The 17,254-nt window shown below is 33.8% G+C and carries 25 protein-coding genes and 1 pseudogene; 17 read left to right on the forward strand and 9 right to left on the reverse strand.

Translation table 11 applies throughout. The annotated features are described in order from the left end of the window. Nucleotides 1-151 precede the first annotated feature (151 nt). Together MHH96_RS16775 and MHH96_RS16780 are read left to right on the forward strand one after the other, a co-directional pair. The gene (locus tag MHH96_RS16775) at nt 152-307 is read left to right on the forward strand and encodes a hypothetical protein (protein ID WP_186325681.1); all 156 of its coding nucleotides are present in this window, start codon (nt 152-154) and stop codon (nt 305-307) included. Nucleotides 308-780: 473 nt separating this feature from the next. Beyond that, complete coding sequence (locus tag MHH96_RS16780; protein WP_144546044.1) at nt 781-1,392, forward strand: undecaprenyl-diphosphatase; 612 nt, start codon at nt 781-783, stop codon at nt 1,390-1,392. Nucleotides 1,393-1,546: 154 nt separating this feature from the next. Here the strand turns inward: MHH96_RS16780 and MHH96_RS16785 are convergent, their stop codons facing one another. Together MHH96_RS16785 and sda are read right to left on the reverse strand one after the other, a co-directional pair. Next, on the reverse strand, nt 1,547-2,077 hold the full coding sequence (locus tag MHH96_RS16785; RefSeq protein ID WP_341117709.1) for a GNAT family N-acetyltransferase: 531 nt from the start codon (nt 2,075-2,077) through the stop codon (nt 1,547-1,549). Nucleotides 2,078-2,349: 272 nt separating this feature from the next. Continuing rightward, nucleotides 2,350-2,451 (reverse strand): annotated as a pseudogene (gene sda / locus MHH96_RS25675) (sporulation histidine kinase inhibitor Sda); the annotation flags it as partial. A gap of 302 nt (nt 2,452-2,753) precedes the next feature. Between sda and MHH96_RS16790 the strand changes: the two are divergent. Continuing rightward, complete coding sequence (locus tag MHH96_RS16790; protein WP_156485423.1) at nt 2,754-2,891, forward strand: hypothetical protein; 138 nt, start codon at nt 2,754-2,756, stop codon at nt 2,889-2,891. Between the two features lie 89 nt (nt 2,892-2,980). Here MHH96_RS16790 and MHH96_RS16795 read toward each other — a convergent pair whose 3' ends face one another. Next, a complete protein-coding gene (locus MHH96_RS16795) occupies nt 2,981-3,571 on the reverse strand; it encodes a hypothetical protein (protein WP_047944834.1) in 591 nt (196 codons plus the stop codon). A gap of 370 nt (nt 3,572-3,941) precedes the next feature. On the opposite strand from MHH96_RS16795, the gene MHH96_RS16800 reads away from it, so the two are divergent. The 3 genes from MHH96_RS16800 to MHH96_RS16810 all read left to right on the forward strand — a co-directional run bounded on the left by MHH96_RS16800 (nt 3,942) and on the right by MHH96_RS16810 (nt 5,418). Next, nucleotides 3,942-4,169, forward strand: coding sequence for a hypothetical protein (locus MHH96_RS16800; protein ID WP_047944833.1), 228 nt, complete (start codon nt 3,942-3,944; stop codon nt 4,167-4,169). A 314-nt stretch (nt 4,170-4,483) separates the two neighbouring features. Then, complete coding sequence (locus tag MHH96_RS16805; protein ID WP_341117710.1) at nt 4,484-4,705, forward strand: WYL domain-containing protein; 222 nt, start codon at nt 4,484-4,486, stop codon at nt 4,703-4,705. A 401-nt stretch (nt 4,706-5,106) separates the two neighbouring features. Further along, complete coding sequence (locus MHH96_RS16810) at nt 5,107-5,418, forward strand: CotD family spore coat protein (RefSeq protein ID WP_047944831.1); 312 nt, start codon at nt 5,107-5,109, stop codon at nt 5,416-5,418. 118 nt (nt 5,419-5,536) lie between these two features. Here MHH96_RS16810 and MHH96_RS16815 read toward each other — a convergent pair whose 3' ends face one another. From MHH96_RS16815 to MHH96_RS16825, 3 genes are all read right to left on the reverse strand, one after another. Further along, nucleotides 5,537-5,647, reverse strand: coding sequence for a YjcZ family sporulation protein (locus tag MHH96_RS16815; protein WP_061798981.1), 111 nt, complete (start codon nt 5,645-5,647; stop codon nt 5,537-5,539). A 279-nt stretch (nt 5,648-5,926) separates the two neighbouring features. Next, nucleotides 5,927-6,028, reverse strand: coding sequence for a YjcZ family sporulation protein (locus MHH96_RS16820; RefSeq protein WP_141231624.1), 102 nt, complete (start codon nt 6,026-6,028; stop codon nt 5,927-5,929). A 199-nt stretch (nt 6,029-6,227) separates the two neighbouring features. Further along, nucleotides 6,228-6,386 (reverse strand): hypothetical protein, encoded by a 159-nt coding sequence (locus MHH96_RS16825; RefSeq protein ID WP_162531752.1) that lies wholly within the window; start codon nt 6,384-6,386, stop codon nt 6,228-6,230. A 311-nt stretch (nt 6,387-6,697) separates the two neighbouring features. On the opposite strand from MHH96_RS16825, the gene MHH96_RS16830 reads away from it, so the two are divergent. The 6 genes from MHH96_RS16830 (at nt 6,698) to MHH96_RS16855 (ending at nt 12,928) form a co-directional block, all read left to right on the forward strand. Beyond that, nucleotides 6,698-7,279 (forward strand): LOG family protein, encoded by a 582-nt coding sequence (locus MHH96_RS16830; protein WP_341117712.1) that lies wholly within the window; start codon nt 6,698-6,700, stop codon nt 7,277-7,279. A 42-nt stretch (nt 7,280-7,321) separates the two neighbouring features. Then, the gene (locus MHH96_RS16835) at nt 7,322-8,164 is read left to right on the forward strand and encodes a GNAT family N-acetyltransferase (RefSeq protein ID WP_328283632.1); all 843 of its coding nucleotides are present in this window, start codon (nt 7,322-7,324) and stop codon (nt 8,162-8,164) included. Between the two features lie 40 nt (nt 8,165-8,204). Further along, on the forward strand, nt 8,205-8,729 hold the full coding sequence (locus MHH96_RS16840; protein ID WP_047944827.1) for a YfiT family bacillithiol transferase: 525 nt from the start codon (nt 8,205-8,207) through the stop codon (nt 8,727-8,729). A 581-nt stretch (nt 8,730-9,310) separates the two neighbouring features. Next, nucleotides 9,311-11,638 carry a xanthine dehydrogenase family protein molybdopterin-binding subunit gene (locus MHH96_RS16845; protein WP_144546034.1) on the forward strand — a complete coding sequence of 776 codons (2,328 nt, stop codon included), beginning with the start codon at nt 9,311-9,313 and terminating at the stop codon, nt 11,636-11,638. After that, on the forward strand, nt 11,628-12,452 hold the full coding sequence (locus MHH96_RS16850; protein WP_061798972.1) for an FAD binding domain-containing protein: 825 nt from the start codon (nt 11,628-11,630) through the stop codon (nt 12,450-12,452). Before MHH96_RS16845 ends, MHH96_RS16850 begins: the two co-directional genes overlap by 11 nt. Continuing rightward, nucleotides 12,452-12,928 carry a (2Fe-2S)-binding protein gene (locus MHH96_RS16855; RefSeq protein ID WP_047944824.1) on the forward strand — a complete coding sequence of 159 codons (477 nt, stop codon included), beginning with the start codon at nt 12,452-12,454 and terminating at the stop codon, nt 12,926-12,928. The genes MHH96_RS16850 and MHH96_RS16855 overlap by 1 nt, the downstream gene beginning before the upstream one ends. A 50-nt stretch (nt 12,929-12,978) precedes the next feature. Here the strand turns inward: MHH96_RS16855 and MHH96_RS16860 are convergent, their stop codons facing one another. Both MHH96_RS16860 and MHH96_RS16865 read right to left on the reverse strand, forming a co-directional pair. Next, the gene (locus MHH96_RS16860) at nt 12,979-13,128 is read right to left on the reverse strand and encodes a DUF4021 domain-containing protein (RefSeq protein ID WP_082138457.1); all 150 of its coding nucleotides are present in this window, start codon (nt 13,126-13,128) and stop codon (nt 12,979-12,981) included. Nucleotides 13,129-13,204: 76 nt separating this feature from the next. Further along, entirely contained in the window at nt 13,205-13,768 is a 564-nt protein-coding gene (locus MHH96_RS16865) for a CBO0543 family protein (RefSeq protein ID WP_047944823.1), read from the reverse strand. Nucleotides 13,769-13,913: 145 nt separating this feature from the next. On the opposite strand from MHH96_RS16865, the gene MHH96_RS16870 reads away from it, so the two are divergent. Both MHH96_RS16870 and MHH96_RS16875 read left to right on the forward strand, forming a co-directional pair. After that, the gene (locus tag MHH96_RS16870) at nt 13,914-14,042 is read left to right on the forward strand and encodes a hypothetical protein (protein WP_268874835.1); all 129 of its coding nucleotides are present in this window, start codon (nt 13,914-13,916) and stop codon (nt 14,040-14,042) included. A gap of 153 nt (nt 14,043-14,195) precedes the next feature. Further along, nucleotides 14,196-14,666 carry a YbaK/EbsC family protein gene (locus tag MHH96_RS16875; RefSeq protein WP_047944822.1) on the forward strand — a complete coding sequence of 157 codons (471 nt, stop codon included), beginning with the start codon at nt 14,196-14,198 and terminating at the stop codon, nt 14,664-14,666. A 225-nt stretch (nt 14,667-14,891) separates the two neighbouring features. Here the strand turns inward: MHH96_RS16875 and lexA are convergent, their stop codons facing one another. Further along, the gene (lexA, locus tag MHH96_RS16880) at nt 14,892-15,512 is read right to left on the reverse strand and encodes a transcriptional repressor LexA (protein ID WP_047944821.1); all 621 of its coding nucleotides are present in this window, start codon (nt 15,510-15,512) and stop codon (nt 14,892-14,894) included. A 155-nt stretch (nt 15,513-15,667) separates the two neighbouring features. Here lexA and yneA point away from each other — a divergent pair, with 155 nt between their 5' ends. The 3 genes from yneA to MHH96_RS16895 all read left to right on the forward strand — a co-directional run bounded on the left by yneA (nt 15,668) and on the right by MHH96_RS16895 (nt 17,104). After that, nucleotides 15,668-15,979: a cell division suppressor protein YneA gene (gene yneA, locus MHH96_RS16885; protein WP_047944820.1), complete on the forward strand. Its 312-nt coding sequence runs from the start codon at nt 15,668-15,670 to the stop codon at nt 15,977-15,979. Between the two features lie 22 nt (nt 15,980-16,001). After that, a complete protein-coding gene (locus MHH96_RS16890) occupies nt 16,002-16,664 on the forward strand; it encodes a YneB family resolvase-like protein (protein WP_047944819.1) in 663 nt (220 codons plus the stop codon). 206 nt (nt 16,665-16,870) lie between these two features. Then, the gene (locus tag MHH96_RS16895; protein ID WP_047944818.1) at nt 16,871-17,104 is read left to right on the forward strand and encodes a DUF896 domain-containing protein; all 234 of its coding nucleotides are present in this window, start codon (nt 16,871-16,873) and stop codon (nt 17,102-17,104) included. Nucleotides 17,105-17,254: the final 150 nt, after the last annotated feature.

Genomic DNA, 17,254 nt, shown 5'->3' on the forward strand with positions numbered 1-17,254 from the left:
TTAACATACTGCAGCTTCCCCATTAATTGCGAGCACCTTTTGGAATCAACCTTAAAAAATAGGTAAGAAGATTTATGTCGAAAAATGACGAAATATATAGATTGTCCATTAATTTCTTTTCTTTAATAATGAAAGGGAGGGAGGTGCAAAGATGGAGTTAAAAACTACTGGAAGAAATAAGTACGATATGATTATGGAGTTACTAGCCTTACATGTGAAACAGGCAGATTTTTTTGGAGATGATGTAAGGCCAGAAGAAATTGAAGAATTATTTAAAAAATATTCAGAAATAGTAAATAGGATTTAAAGTATAAAAAGCATCCAGTGGATGCTTTTTACATGCAAAGAAACTCCAAAGAGGATTTTATACCACTTTCTACATTATTGCAGTTCCTCCATGTGGATTTAGGTGCAATTTCAGTCATCAATAAAAATATGTAGCTTTTCTGTTTGTCTTATCATGAGACAGATCACCTTGGTGTCCGTATGCTTATATTCGATCCTTTATGACTTGGTATTTTTATATTCAAGGCTTTTTTATTATATGGAATACTTGCTGTGTTTCATTCAAAGGAGGAAAAAGATCAAGCTGCAGCTGGAAAATAACGTCCTTTGTTTACTCTCTTTTGAATAATTCAGTATAAATCAAACATAATTGTCACACTTAAATTACAGTACTGTTCGTTTATAAAGCACAATGTTATCTAATTTGAAGGAGAAAATTTATATATTACCTTAAATTAAAGTCATAGTATATCAAAAGAGAGGATTATGGTAGATATGATTTTTTCAGAGGTTAATATTCATTTATTTAGGTACATTAATGATTTAGGAAAGCAATACACTTTTTTGAATATACCAATGATATTTATTGCCGAGTATATGGTGTATTGCTTAGCTATTTTAACTTTGATGCTTTGGTTCAATAGCAAGAAGAAAAATAGGATGATGGTATTTTGCGCCATGGTTAGTTTCATATTTGCAGAAATTGGAGGGAAAATAGCTGGAATACTACATTCAAATTATCAACCTTTTGAAGAGTTATTACATGTAAATAAATTGATTGAAAAGGCTGTGGATAATTCTTTTCCAAGCGATCATACAATTTTATTTTTTTCCATTTGTCTATCCTTTTATTTATTTAAAAGAGGACTTTGGTTGATATGGGTTATGCTTGCTTTTATTGTCGGGGTATCGCGTATATGGGTAGGCGTTCATTATCCAATGGATGTTTTGGTAGGAGCAATCATTGCGGCAATGTCATCCATTTTAGTATATGTGACTTTACCAAAATTAAAGTTGACTAATCAATTTTTAGCCTATTATGAGGATTTGGAACAATGGCTTACTAGGAAATTTTCTTCAAAAAATAAAAGTTCAAGGGATATATAACGGTTGTTACAGTAATAATATGGGAAGAAAATAAAGTAAGCCTCTTTTTAGGGGCCATTGCTTATTGGCTAAAAGAAGTTTGAAAGCAGAAGAAACATAAATGATCCTTCAAAAGCTGAGCATGATATATCACTCTGCTTTTGAAGGAATTTGATTAATCTGTAGCTAAAAGTGAATACAACCTAAGATCAATAAAACGATTCTTAGCCTTTTCCGCTTTTCTTAAAGTTCCTTCGTAAGTGAAGGATAATTTTTCTATAAGTTTGATTGAATTAATATTATCAGGTTCAATTTTAGCTTCTATTCTATTTAGGTGTAAATCAGTAAAAGCAGATTGAATTAAACATGAAATTGCTTCTTTGGCATATCCTTGTCCCCAATAGAGTTTGCTTAATTCGTATCCTATTTCCGCTTTCTCATTCTCAAAATCAATAAAATTAAAGCCGCAAGAGCCGATAATTTGGTTTGATTCCAGCTCAATGATGGCGTAGCGAATGGCTTTATCTTCCTTTGATAGCTCATCTAAGAAAAAAATCATTTCTTTAGCTTGACTTTCCTCTGTGAAACTGTCGATATTCATAAATTTTGTCACTTCAGGATCCGACCAAATCGGAAATAAACTAGTTGAATCTGAGACTCTCATTTTTCTTAATAATAGTCTTGTAGTGTGTAATTCTGTAATCAATATTTTTCCCTCCATTTTATAAAGTTTAGTTTGGGGTTATATATTGATATCTGTGCATAATTCAGTCCCTTCATATGAATCTTTTTTTATTATAACAAGACTGTTATGAGAAAGAAATAAAACTACAAAAATGCGATTAACAACCACTATATTTATGAAAGAAGTCCAATGGTATTGGAAAATGGTAAGAGGTTAATGAGAGGGGATGACATGATTAACAGCTGATAATAAAAAATGATACTTCTTATTAAAGTAAGTACCATTCATCTTTTTTAATGTATAGAGAGGTCTCTTTTTGTGATTTCATTTTTTAATATTATTACAAATTCATTTGATAATTTAAGTTTTACAGCAGAATAGTATGCAGTAAATAAGTTATCCTTACTTCATTTTCTTAACGATTCCATCCTTGCAATCTCCTTTAATTGGTAATTTTCGTATATTCATCCGAATTAGAGCAATATAAACTAATTATAAGGGAAATCAAGAAACTACATTTAAGTAAAGGCGGTTCTGCTGATTTCTTTATAAAGTTGTCTTTTTTATGGTTTACTTTATAGAAAAATTATTAATAGCACAATCATTTGTCTCACCTTTTCATATTATATAGGGAAAGGACAAGCAATTAAAATAATTGATTGCTTGGAGGTATTTTTTTAATAAAGGGGTGAAATTTATGCCATTTACAATTTTCGGTGTTGATTTAACTGTTACTATTTTAAATATTCCTTTTAATGCAGAATATAGTATCACTATTGGTAAACACCACAAAGAAAAACATCACCATCATCATCATGATGCTGTAAAAGCATAATAGTTTAAGGAGACTATTAATATGGTCTGTGTATAGTCTCTTTGTCTACCAAGAAGAGTACAAAGGGAAGTAATCACAAGAGCAGCGGATTAGTCCGCTGCTTCATTTGGTACTAAATTTAAAAAACGGGCAAATGCAAGGAGCGTATATTGTCGTTTACTATACATATCATCTATTAGTTTGCAGAAGTTTTTATAAGCGAATTCTTCTTTTGCTTTTTTCTGTTTTTCTCCAAGACTTTGCAATGATTTACTAAGCTTTTCCGCTTCTATACGGTATGCCTTTTCCTTCTGTTCATATTCCTCGATTTTTGCTTTGATATTTTCTGGGATATAGCCTTCTGGAATAAGGAGTGAAACCAGTGCTTTTATTTTTGGTATTTCCAGTTGATTGGCTAAATAGGTACGGTGATTCCCGTCTGAAGCAACTGTATATTTCCCATTCGGAAGCCTATATAAATGTAAATCGGCAGGACATTCATCATGCCAGCCCTTTTGTTCCAGTGAATTTCGAAGATCTTTAATTTTATCGCTGTTCTTTACTTGGTTAACGGGTGTAGAAAGTCCGATAATGTCATTTGGAGATACAGATATGACACCATAATCAACCGTAACATAAGGTTTATAAGGTTTCACTACTTGATCAAAGAGCATCCATCGTTTTCTAAATAATTTAATCAATGGAAACACCTCCTAATTAAAGCTATTTTAACTAGAGGTAGTCTCATGACAATAAAATCATAATAATTATTTCCGGCTCTAGACAAACCTCTAAATATTAGAAATAGGCGTTTATTATTCCATTATAAAAGGGAGTAAGTATCAAAAATTTGTTTAGTACAATGGTATAATAAATTAGATAGATAATAAGTAAATAAGAGGAAATTAGAAATTATATAATTAGTTTTGTAAACGGTATCATAGGAAAGAGAAACGGCTATTCTTTTCTTTGTTAGAAAACCTTGTTCTCATGAAAACAAGTAATAAATCGTATTATCTATCATATAGTACGAGTGTAATCATGGAAAAAGAGGAGGTGCTTTTTACATATATGAGTGGATTAGTGTTTTTTCAATTAGCTGCTGCATTATTAGCAGCAGTAATATTTTCATTTTTACCTATCTTAATCTTTTTAATAGTTGTCCTATTTTCAAAACTGAAAGGGGTTACTTTGTCTGGGAAGTTTGCAAATAGCTATTTGTTAATCAGCACACTTTTTTGCTTAATTATTTTGTTCTCATTTAGTATTCCGACAGTCTTACATTATATTGGAAAATAAGCTATATTTTATGGAATAAGCGTTCGATGTAAATTAACTTCTTAAGAAAGAAGGGTAAATTCTTTGGGAGTTTATTAATAAATATTAAGCGCCTTCATTTTGAAAAATATAAAAAACATACAACATGATTTTGCTTTATCTTATTCTTTGTTATGTGGAAAGTTGGTTGTCTTCATTAAAATGAGTTTCTAACAGTAAAGATAATACAATGTTCGCTGGAAGAGTAAAAAGTTTTTTAATAAGAACATTCGTTCGTAAATAACTTGATTAAGAACAAATGTTCTTGTATAATAAGAAAGAAGGAGGAGTTAACGATGGTAAAGCAATTAGAAAAAGCGCGGAAAGAAAAAAGACCTATTGAGATTATCTATGTGAAAAAGGATAATGCTGTCTCCCAGCGTACGATTCTGGTGTATGGAGTCACAGACACATACATAAAGGCCTATTGTCTAAAAAAGAAGCAGCCACGCATTTTCAAGTTGGATTCCATCTTAGCAGCCTCCTTTGTTAAAAGGACATATCCATTGTATGCTTAGAAGCTTTCTCTTGAGGAGATTGCTTTTTATTTTATGAACTAGATAAAAATGAATTTTGGGCATGGATGTAGGAGCCAGTAAAGATATTTCAGCTTTGTATCGTTCTGTCTATAAAAATGGGTATCTATTATATTAGATTGTGAAACTATAAGCTTTTGCTCTAATTAGTGAATCAGTAGCTTTGTTTGCTAATATTATAAAATGCTCCGATTTCTATGTGTTTGGCTTTATTAAAAATATTCATATTTACTATACATATTATCCGCTTTCTAGTAATAGACTTTATTCTTAGTAGTTCTGCATATTTTGACAAAGAATAGTATAAAAGCTCGAACAAGCATTGTTTCCTTCCATAGTATATATTGTAAGTGAAATTCAATAATTGAAAGGAGTGATAGAGAATGGGTCGTCATAATAATAATGTTGGTGGTTCAGCTCATAACAAACATTGCAATAAATGTTCTAATCGTGTTTCCCCAGTAGAAGATATCATCCATCCAACTAAAACGGTTGTACGTACAACAACAAATAAACGCAGAATCCGTAATATTCATCCAACAGAAATCATCAATGTAAATAGAACGGTAGTCCGTAATGAAAACTTTTTCCCTGTAACAGAAAGACAAGTAAACGAAACAGTAGTACAAGATTTTGATTGTGGATCTGATATCAATAACTCAAATAATTGCAGACCAAGAAGAAGATTCTTCTAATGGTAAGGAGAAAAGGGCACCTGTTGAAAATAGGTGCTCTTTTTGTATATAGAGGGTTTGTATTTCAAAAAGAAGGACATAGAAAAAGAAAGCACAAAGCGTGCTTTCTTTTTACGGATTAATAACTTCCTAAAAAGGAAGCTCCAACGATAATTAACAAGATGAACAAGACAACTATTAAAGCGAAGTTACTTCCGTAACCGCTGCCACCGCCGTAATATTCTGACATTTATGCCACCTCCTTCTACTAGTTACAATATATATTATGTAAGCATGTATAAGAGTGAATGGACAAGAATCACATAGGAAAAACAAAAGGCATTTTCATTAAAGAACTTGCACTGATAAATAATAGAATAGATATTCTCCATAAAAGCAAAAAAGCCTCAAGAAGAGGCTAACATTATGTGGTTATGGAAGGCTGTGTTAGTCATATATTGCTTAATTGAAGAAAAAGGCCATATCCATGCACACATATACCAATTCTTGAGCCTTTTCGCAATCTTTATTAATAACCGCCTACATAAGATGCACCGATGATAATTAATAAAATAAATAATACGACGATTAAAGCAAAGTTTCTTCCAGATCCGCCTCCATATTCAGACATATCAGTCACCTCCATCTATAGATTTACTATATGATATGAAAGTAACCGACTATGGTGTGGACAAGTTCATTAAAAAACGTTAAATATGTAAAATGATCAATAACCCTAAAAAGGGATTTATCTATGGGGGAGATAACTAGATAACGCTTACTATTATATCTAAATATAAAACTGTACTAATTTCATCAAAAAAATTAAACTATTGGGTGCAGATATCTTCTAACTTTGTAAGCTGTGAATTATGTACAAGTTCAACTTTAAAAACATTATAAATATCCCTAATTTCCCAATAACCTGTATCATAGCAAAATAAAACTTTGAACACTCTGCCTTTATACAAAACCTTCCCTTCTGCCATTATAAACCTCCTTGATATTAGGTATACTTATATATGGTTTCTTTTCCACTTACCCAATTTTGAAAGCAAATAAACTTATTTTTTCATTTTTTTTTTTGAAAAACTAGGTTTCTGTTTATTCTGTGCTATGAATCTAAGTAAAATCATAAAAATATATTAGGAAATTAGTAAAAATAAGACTTCTTTTAAGCCGATAATCCAGTTAGAATAATAGGAAGGAGAAAAATTTTCCATTTTCAACATTCTTATCAATTAGTTGAACTAAGGTAGTGAATAGAAAATTGCACGATTCTCAAAATGGAGGGATCAAGATGAAAAGAATTGCTGTGTTCTGTGGTTCAAGTACAGGTGCTTCTCCAATATATATGGAAGAAGCAATTGCGTTAGGGAAGGAATTAGCAAGAAGAAAATTAGAACTTGTATATGGTGGATCATGCGTAGGTTTAATGGGAGCCATTGCAGACAGTGTGGTGGAAGCAGGAGGAAAAGTAATTGGTGTGCTTCCAGACTTTTTGCAAGAAAAAGAGATAGCACATCCAGCTTTAAGTGAGTTGATTATTGTTAAGTCCATGCATGAACGAAAAGCGAAAATGACAGAGCTTGCAGATGGCTTTATTACTCTTCCTGGCGGGGCAGGAACAATAGAAGAATTTTTTGAGATATTTACTTGGGCTCAGCTTGGATTACATAAAAAACCTTTAGGGATTTTGAATATTAATCATTATTACGATCCACTTGTGGGATTAATTAATCATATGGCGGATGCGGAATTTTTGCAAGAGCAATACCGTTCCATAGCGATAGTGGATGCTAATCCAAAACAATTACTTGATCAATTCACTACATACACCCCGCCAGCCATAAAAACGTTCATTGAAGTAAGTCAGTCGTAATTTTTTATCCCTTAAAATATTCATGATAGGAGTAGAACAGCTATGTATCTAGTACAGAAGTTTTATGATTTAGTAGATTTCAAGAAAGTGATGATTCCTCATTTAGAAAAAGATGAAGCAGTAAATGGGTTGCCTCTTGGAATTTTAATGAATGCTAATCAGGATATGAAGCCAACTGTAATGGCCGGCTTATATGATAATGAACAACCTATTCTTATGTTATTGCAGACACATCCAAAACAAATCATAGTCGCTGTGTTTGAAAGGATTTCGCCTAATGATTTACCACTTATCAGCAAGTTGATTCATGAAAGCATCACCGAAATTCCAGGGTTAATTGGAGATAAAGCAATTGTAGAAGAAATAGCGATGCATATTGCCTCTTTGCGCAGCTTAAAAGTTGTCCTTGGGATGGATCAACGTATTTATCAATTGAAGGAATTAAAGAAAAAGGCAGATCAAACTGGTATTTTTAGATGGGCGGATAAAAGTGATCAGGCCATCATCCAGCAATGGGTTTACGATTTCGCAGTTTCGGTCAATCAGCCGCTGGAAATCGACCAAGCTGCTAAACGGGCAGAAGAACTAATTGAAAGCAACCGGCTTGCTTTCTGGGAAGTAGATAATCAGGTGGTCAGCATGGCTAATGCAAGCAGACCGACGAAAAATAATATAACGATAAATTTTGTTTATACACCAAAGGAATTCCGAAAAAGAGGGTATGCATCAAATTGTGTTGCAGAGCTTACACAACGATTATTATCCTCTGGGTTTTCCTCTACGAGTCTCTATACGGATATAACAAATCCTACGTCCAATAAGATTTACATGGAAATTGGATATGAGCCAAAGATAGATTCTATCTTACTATTTTTGGAGAAATAAGCTATTCCAAAATTAAAACGTCGATGAGGAGGAATAAAATATGGATGAAAAATATCCAATTGGCTTATTTGAATGGCAAGATGAAATTACCGAAGAAGTCTTACAACAATGGCTTGCAGAATTGGAGGAGTATCCTGATAAACTTGCAAAAGCAGTTGAGTCTTTAAAGGAGGAGCAGTTAGATACTCCATATCGAGATGGCGGCTGGACAATTCGTCAAGTGGTACACCATGTAGCAGATAGCCATATGAATGCATATATCAGAACAAAGTTAACTTTAACAGAAAAAGAGCCAACGATTAAACCGTATGAAGAAGCACAATGGGCAGAGCTCTCCGATTCTGCACTACCTATTTCTACCTCGCTCCAATTACTTTCTTCCCTTCATGAAAGATGGACATATTTACTCCGAGCCATTCTTTCTACAGAAGACAGGAAAAAAGAATTTTTTCATCCTGAAAATGGAAAGCAGTCGATTGAATTATTAGTGGGAACGTACGCCTGGCATGGTCGTCACCATCTTGCTCACATTATCAATTTATGTAAAAAGATGGGGTGGGATTAAGAAGATAGTAGGAAAGCTTACTCTCTGTAAACAAGGGATTCTTTGAATCTGAATAGTTTTCCGAAAAGGACAAATTTAATTTCATTTATCTGCTTAAATAGATTTTGCAAAGATTATGGCGATATGATTCGCAGCCGGAATACAGAAGGATCGTGTCAGCCACGATTGGTTTATGCTTGCAGGCTATTACGTCTTGTTGGGCAATTTTTTTATGTGTATTCCGGTTACTTTGTTTATTCTTACATTTATGGTGAAATTTTCTTACAGAATAAAAAAGTACTCAATTATATTGTTTGAACCACTTAACTATTATATAGTAGCCATCTCCTCATTAACCATTACTAAATTTATAGACTGTTCTCTATTTGTTTATTTTCTTCAGTAGACAAGAGGGATGGTTAACGGATTTTCCTCAACCCTTCATAAAAATTTCCTGTTTTTTGCTTACACCATCTATATTTTGAAAATAAAATCATATACATATAGAGATTTGTATATAATTGACCGTGTTTTTTTATGTTTGAATGATCTCATAAAATCTATTCTAGAATAATATCGGGGAAAAGAAGAGGAGGGGCACTGTGACGTATATTGGAAAAAGTGTTTTTCGAAAAGAATCCCTCGAAAAAGTAACAGGGAAAGCAAGGTATACCGCTGATTACCTAGCGAGTGATGCTTTACATGTGGAAATGGTGAAAAGCTCGTATGCTCATGCAAATATTCGCTCCATTGAAATAGAGAAAGCACAAAGGCTAGATGGCGTACGAGCAATTATTCTCGGAGATAATCTTCCTTTAATTGGGGAGGAAGTAATTGATCGACCTGCCCTTGCAGTCAATAAAGTTCGTTATTACGGGGAAGTCATTGCGCTAGTTGTAGCGGAAAATATTTCTATTGCCAAAAAAGCGGCACAGCTTATTCATATTGAATACGACCCTCTTCCAGTTGTAAATTCACCGCTTGAAGGCCTGGAAGAAAACGCACCTCTTCTTCATGAAAATTTGCTTGATTATACAAAAGACGAAGGAATATACCCGGTAGAAGGAACGAATATTATCAATCATACTAAAATCAGAAAAGGGGATATTCAGGCTGGTCTGCAGGAAGGGGAAGTCAAAATAGAATCTCATTTTTCCATTCCTTTATCAGATCATGCCGCAATGGAGACAAGGGCCGCTCTCTGTGAAATTATGGAAAGCGGGATTGTCCGAATTGTAACCAGCTCTCAAGCCCCTTATATGGTGAAAAAGATTATTAGCAGGGATTTCAAGGTGGAAACAGGAAAGGTCGTTGTAGAAACTCCCTTTGTTGGTGGTGGCTATGGTGGCAAAGCATCTGTACAGCTTGAAATATTTGCTTTTATTGCATCAAGAGCAGTCGGCGGGCGAAAAGTACGTCTATTTAATACAAGAGAAGAAGATTTTGCAGTTTCACCAGTACATATCGGTCTAGAAGCAACCATACAACTCGCTTGTACAGAGGACGGAAAACTAACCGCTGCAAAACTGAAATATGTATTTGATGGGGGAGCGTATGCTGATAAATCACCACACCTTAGTACAGCTGGGGCAGTTGATTGTACAGGACCTTATAACATAGAGAATGTTTGGTGTGATGCTTTATGTGTATATACCAATCATCCTTATCCTGCTCCTTATAGAGGCTTCAGTCATGGAGAGGTACATTTTGCTTTTGAAAGAGCAATGGATATGCTGGCAAAAAAAGTGAGGATGGATCCTCTTCGGTTTCGCAGAATAAATGCAATCCGCCCTGGTGATACCACACCAACACAAGTGTTATTAACAAGCAGTAAAGTTGGAAATATTGAAAAATGCATTGATCGATTACATGAATTAATGGATTGGGAAAAAGGACAATTAGAAGAAATTTCCCCTAATAAAGTACGTGCAAAAGGAATCGCATGCACCTGGAAAAATTCAACTATTGGTCCTAGCGTCAGTTCAGGTGTTATTCTTACCTTTAATTCCGATGGGAGCATCAATCTTATGTCCGGATTAGTGGAAATAGGTACGGGAACAAAAACGGTCTTGGCACAAATTTTAGCAGAGAAGATGAAAATGAAGGTGGAGAGAATTCATGTAAGAATGACCGTAGATACACAAACAGAACCAGAACATTGGAAGACAGTAGCAAGCAGAGGTACGTTAATGGCCGGCAGAGCAGTAATGGCTGCAGCAGATGATGCTATTCGCCAACTGAAAAAAATGGGCGCAATTGTATTAAGGGCTTCAGAAGATGACATAGAGGTTGCTAATGAAACAGTATATCTACGAGATAATCCCCAAAAATTAGTGCCGTTTAAAGATATAGTATATGGATACACCTATCCAGATGGCAATTCTATAGGTGGGCAAATTATTGCAAATGGAAGCTATTCACTTACTGGATTAACGAATTTAGACCCTGAAACTGGTGCAGGGAATCCTGGTCCTGAATGGGCGGTCGCAGCACAAGGTGTCGTAATAGAGATAGACACAAAAACATTTCGCTACAAAATTCTTAAAGCGATAACCGTTATGGATATAGGCGAAGTATTGAACTACAAAGGAGCGCTGGGACAAATAAAAGGAGCAATGAGTATGGGGATTGCATGGGCAGGAAGGGAGGCATTTTACTTTGATAAGAATGGCAGGCTTCTTAATCTGCAATTACGAACCTATCGACCACTAAGGTTTGGCGAACATCCCAATTATGAGGTAGCAATCATTAAAACTCCTCATTTAGAAGGGCCCTTTGGAGCAAGAGGGGCAGGAGAACATGGTTTGATTGGTATTCCTGCAGCAATAGCAAATGCGCTTTCCAAAGCAGTTAATCATGAATTGACCCGGTTGCCTTTGACTCCAGAATCCATCTGGCGACAGACAAAGGAGGGAGCACATGGGTTTTGAATTTTGGAAGACTTCAACTATCGATCAAGCATTAGCGCAATTTGCCAAAACCAAGATGGAAAATCGACAACCTGCTTATTACGCTGGTGGTACAGAAATCCTTACATTACAAAGAATTCAACAGTTAAGTATTGATGTAGCCATTGATATTAAAGATATTCCAGCTTGCCTTGTTCATCAGCTGAAAGAAGACTATCTTGTTTATGGTTCCTGTCTCACTCTAACTGAAATAGAGGATCAAAATCATTTTCCATTATTAACAGATATCTGCAAAGAAATTGCCGATCATACAGCGAGAAATAAGATAACAGTCGGGGGGAATATTTGCGGTGCTATTTTTTATCGAGAGGCTGTTTTACCGTTCCTTTTGACAGACAGCATTCTAGTGCTTGCTGGCAAAAATGGATTGAGAACAGAATATATTCATGATGTTTTTCATGAGCAATTACAGCTTAAAAATGGAGAATTATTTGTGCAGGCATTTATTGAAAAAAGGTACATATCTCGTGAGTATATTGCCATTAAAGTGAGACAGCAATGGGAAACCGGTTATCCGTTAATTACAATTGCTGCTTTAGAAATAGATGGTGAAATTCGAATGGCCTTTAGTGGCTTATGCCCATATCCGTTCCGTTCCATTACATTAGAAAACATAATGAATAATCGAATGCTTAGTCGGCAAGAACGTATCGATCAAATCGTAAATCATCTGCCTGCTCCCATTTTAAATGATGTGGAAGGATCAGAGGAGTACCGTATATTTGTTCTTACAGATCTTTTAGAAAAAGTAATAGCACGACTGGAGGTAGATTGATGGGAGAGAAAGAACCTAATTTGCAGACGATGAAGCTGCGCGTCAACAGGCAAAATCATTTAGTAGTCATTCCTCCAAATAAAACTTTGCTAGCTGTATTAAGGGAAGATCTATTTTTAACTGGATCTAAGCCTGGCTGTTTCAATGGAGATTGTGGAGCTTGTACTATTATGGTCGATCAAATGGCGATGAAATCGTGTTTAATGCTTGCAATGGAAGCAGTCGGAAAGGAAGTAGTAACAATCGAAGGGTTAGAGAATAGTCCTCTTCAGCAAACATTTATCGAGGAATTTGCTTTCCAATGCGGGTATTGTACATCAGGTTTTATTATGAACGGCCATGCACTGCTACTAAATGAAAAAAATCCTAATAAAGAAAAAATAAAAGAATGGCTAGAATCGAATATATGTCGCTGTACAAGTTATGAAGAAATTGAAACTGCAATGTTAAAAGCGATAGAAAGAAAGAAAACATAAGTTTAAATACCCCTGTAGTCCTAATATGTATGCTGCAGGGGCATTTTTACTTATTGTTTTAATTGAGTATTCGAGTTATGACGCACGTCTTCTTCTTTTGTTTCCGCCATACCATATAAACCATTCATTTCTTGTTCATCTTCATCTAGACCTAATCGATCTTGCAGGTTTGTATCTTTTCCATTAGGATCTTTCATCATTGTTCACTCCTTTTTCGGTTATTACTTTTGTTAGTTTGCGAAAAAATGAAAATTATATGTGATGAAAAAGAAAAGGCTAATTAGGAAGTGTCTTCTTTATTTTTTCAAAAATACTTTTCAAGATAAATCCAAGTATGATAAAACCAATAAAGGATCTTGTATGGGACCAATGTTCTCCTAATTCAAACATTTTTCGCAGTATAAATAATGGTTCAATAATATAAGAAAATAGAATCGACCAACCTAAAGTTGCTAACATAAAGTGTTTCCAATTACTAAAATATTGATAGACAATCATAGCTGATATCGGAATGATGACCAAATTAGCAGGAATTAGAGGGGTGATAATGGGGATAATTTTGTCTGGATAGCTCCATAGCATAAACTCAGTACCAATAACATCAAGGAGCATGCAAAAAGTGGCACACACCATTCCATAAGAAAAAATTTCAAAAAAACGATTTTTATCCACGAGTTTCCACCAAATAAAATAAGGAATAATGGTTGCGAGAAATAGAATCCACCAGTTCGGCGATAAAAAGTCATGCTGCAACCAATGATCGATGGAAAGGTGGGTTAATTTTTCTTTTTCTTGTTCGATTTCAATATTGCTGGGATAGTGTAAGATAAAACTAAACATGTATGTCACCACTTTTTATCCTTGATTTAAAGTAGAATTTTATAAAATTAGTATGAGTATAGGAAAAATTTTTATTAGTATTATTTTTGTATACATAAATTTACCAATAAAGAGGATATTAATAGCTATAAAGGTGGGGTAAGACGTGAAAAAAAAGTGGAAAAAATACAAAGTCTATATTATTGGGTTATTTTATATCCTCTTTATTAATGCGCTAATTGCAGCAAGCTATATTATTGGGTTTAAGGAATTAAAAAAACTAATTACTTTCTAATCCATTTATATTATATTGTGGCCACACAATATAAAAAGTGTCCTTTGTTAGTTAGAGGACTCTTTTTTATTTTATAAGGGTGACAGTATTTGAGCTGAGAACAGTTAAGTGATATATTTATAATATTAAGAAAATTTTAAGGGGTGGCCATCATTGTCGTTAGAAAATGTACAAGCATATTTAAGTAAATGGAATAGAGAGAAAGATATACGAATATTTACAACATCTAGTGCAACTGTTTTAGAGGCTGCTGAAACATTAGGGGTAGAACCACAAAGAATTGCAAAAACATTGTCATTTCGTAAGGACAATAATGCGATATTAATTGTTGCAGCAGGTGATGCCAAAATTGATAATAAAAAATTTAAACAAGCTTTTTCGGAAAAACCAAGGATGCTCTCACCAGAAGAAGTTTTAGAAAAAACTGGTCATGCTGTAGGCGGTGTTTGTCCTTTTGGTTTAACGGAAGATTTACCTGTCTATTTGGATGAATCATTGAAGCGATTTAGTACGGTCTTTCCAGCTTGCGGCAGCAGCAATTCAGCTATTGAATTAACCAATGAAGAACTTTATATCTACGGAAATGCAGTGGAGTGGGTGGATGTATGTAAAGATTGGGAGTGATAGAACAAAAATAAATTATTTGAACATAAAGTAGGGATAATAGATGCAAATTTCTTTTATTTATTAGCTAAAAGGATAATCGCGCAATATAATCACAATAACATGTTTTAGAATTTTAATATGAGAAGGATTTAGTAGCTTTTAAGGGAATTACATAGTTAAAGAAGGCTTACCACATAGTGATAAACCTTCTCTATTTCCAGTCTTCCATTCTACTTTTAAATATTATTGAATATGACGATATACACCAATTACTTTTCCAAGAATGCTTACATTTCGCAGGATAATCGGTTCCATTGTGCTATTCTCTGGCTGAAGGCGAATAAAATCGCGTTCTTTAAAGAATCTTTTAACAGTAGCTTCATCTTCCTCTGTCATTGCCACTACTATATCTCCGTTATTAGCTGAATGCTGCTGCCTTACAATTACATAATCACCATCTAAGATTCCAGCCTCAATCATACTTTCTCCCATAACTTCGAGCATGAATATTTGTTCGTCACTAGGTGCTAATCTTTCAGGCAGTGGAAAATATTCTTCTACATTTTCAATTGCTGTAATAGGCATACCCGCTGTTACTTTTCCGACCACAGGCACATTAATAATATTATATTTTGGTATATTGCTTTCTTCAAGATCCAAAATCTCAATCGCTCTAGGTTTCGTTGGATCTCGACGAATTAATCCTTTACTTTCTAATCTTGCCAAGTGGCCATGAACCGTAGAGCTCGATGCAAGACCAACAGCTTCTGCAATCTCACGTACAGAAGGGGGATATCCTTTTAGCTTTACTTCTTCTTTTATGTATTCTAGTATGTCTAATTGCCTCTTTGAAAGCTTCTGCATTATATGCACCTCGTTATTTTATTCTTGTCATAATTATAGCATGTTTAAGAATAGGATACAAACATAAGTTCTATTTTATTGTTGACAGGAAACGTTTGTTCGTATTAAACTAGATTCATAAACGAACATACATTCTAAAAAAGGTGGAATTATAGATGTCTAAATTGTGGGAAAAATATTCATATACTATTATTCTTTTAATTTGTGGTTTTATAGCGTGTATTATAATTGTAATTAATACGGGTGAAGCAGATTCTAGCAAATATGTATCCGTTACTGTGAAAAATGGGGAAACTCTCTGGGAAATATCTAATGAATATGCAGGCTCTTATAATATGTCAAAAAAACAATTTATTAAATGGGTAGAACAACAAAACAATATCTCTGCAAATAGTATTTCGGCAGGAAAAGAAATACTCATCCCAGTACGTGAAGAGGATCATCAACTAATGTTGGCATCAGAATAATAGAAAAGGACTAATAATAGTAATGAATAAGGAAAAGAATGCGATTATCTATTGTCGAGTAAGTACAGATAAAGAAGAACAGACTACTTCTCTTGAGCGACAGGAAGAGGAATTATTACAATTGGCAAGTAAAATGGGCTTTGAAGTGAAAGAAATAATCTCCGAAAGAGCAAGTGGATACGATTTAGATAGAGAAGGATTATTGGACCTTTTATCGCGGATAAAGGAAAAGGATATTTCGTCTATTCTTATACAAGATGAGACAAGATTAGGCAGGGGAAATGCTAGAATAGCGATTTTACATTGTATATTAAAGGAAAATATTAAAGTTTATAGTGTTTCCTCTTCTGGAGAACTTACACTTTCTGAAGCAGATGAAATGGTATTAAAAATTGTAAGTATTGTAGAAGAATATCAGCGAAAGATACATAATTTAAAAATAAAAAGAGGAATGAAAAGAGCTGTAGAAAATGGATATCGCCCAGATAGAAACTTAAAAAACTTAGGAGATCATTCAGGAAGGCAGAAGATAGATGTTCCTATTGAAGAAGTGGTGAAATTAAAGCAAAATGGGTTAACTTTTGCAGAAATAACTTCTACATTAAAAGGATTAGGCTATAGCTTTTCTAAAGCTACTATTCATAGGAGATATCAAGACTATATAGAGCAAAGAAAAGAAAAGTAATGCAGAAATCTTCATGTCAGTCTTTTCAATAGGAAACTGCTTTTATTTATGTTATAATGGATTTCATCAAGCCAGTTACAAGTAAACTGGGCTTTTTTATTTTATTACAGCTTAAATTAAAACACACAGTTAGTGCGTTATTGACAGATGGTAAGACAAGTTATCTTATCACACAATCATGAAAAATTTAATAAAAGGAGTATAATATGTATCCTAAAAATAAACTTGATCGTATAAATGAACTTGCAAAAAAGAAAAAGGAAACAGGCTTAACGCTTGAAGAAGCAAAAGAACAAACAAAATTACGCGCAGATTATTTAAAAAATTTTCGTTCAACTATGGTAAATACAATTGAAAATGTAAAAATTCTTGATCCAAATGGAACGGATGTAACACCTCAAAAGATTAAAGATATTCAAAATAAAAAGAAATTACACTAATTTTTCCCTTTAACTCTAGCCTTAACATTTATATGTTAAGGTTTTTTTATGTTTTCTAAAGGAATTTATGGGTAAAATACAAAATAAATGTCGAAATTATATAGTGGTGCTTCTTTCTAGTGTACATATATAGAAAAAGAATCATATTGG

This window comes from Niallia sp. FSL K6-0212, assembly GCF_038007605.1.
Taxonomy (GTDB): Bacteria; Bacillota; Bacilli; order Bacillales; family Cytobacillaceae; genus Niallia; species Niallia circulans.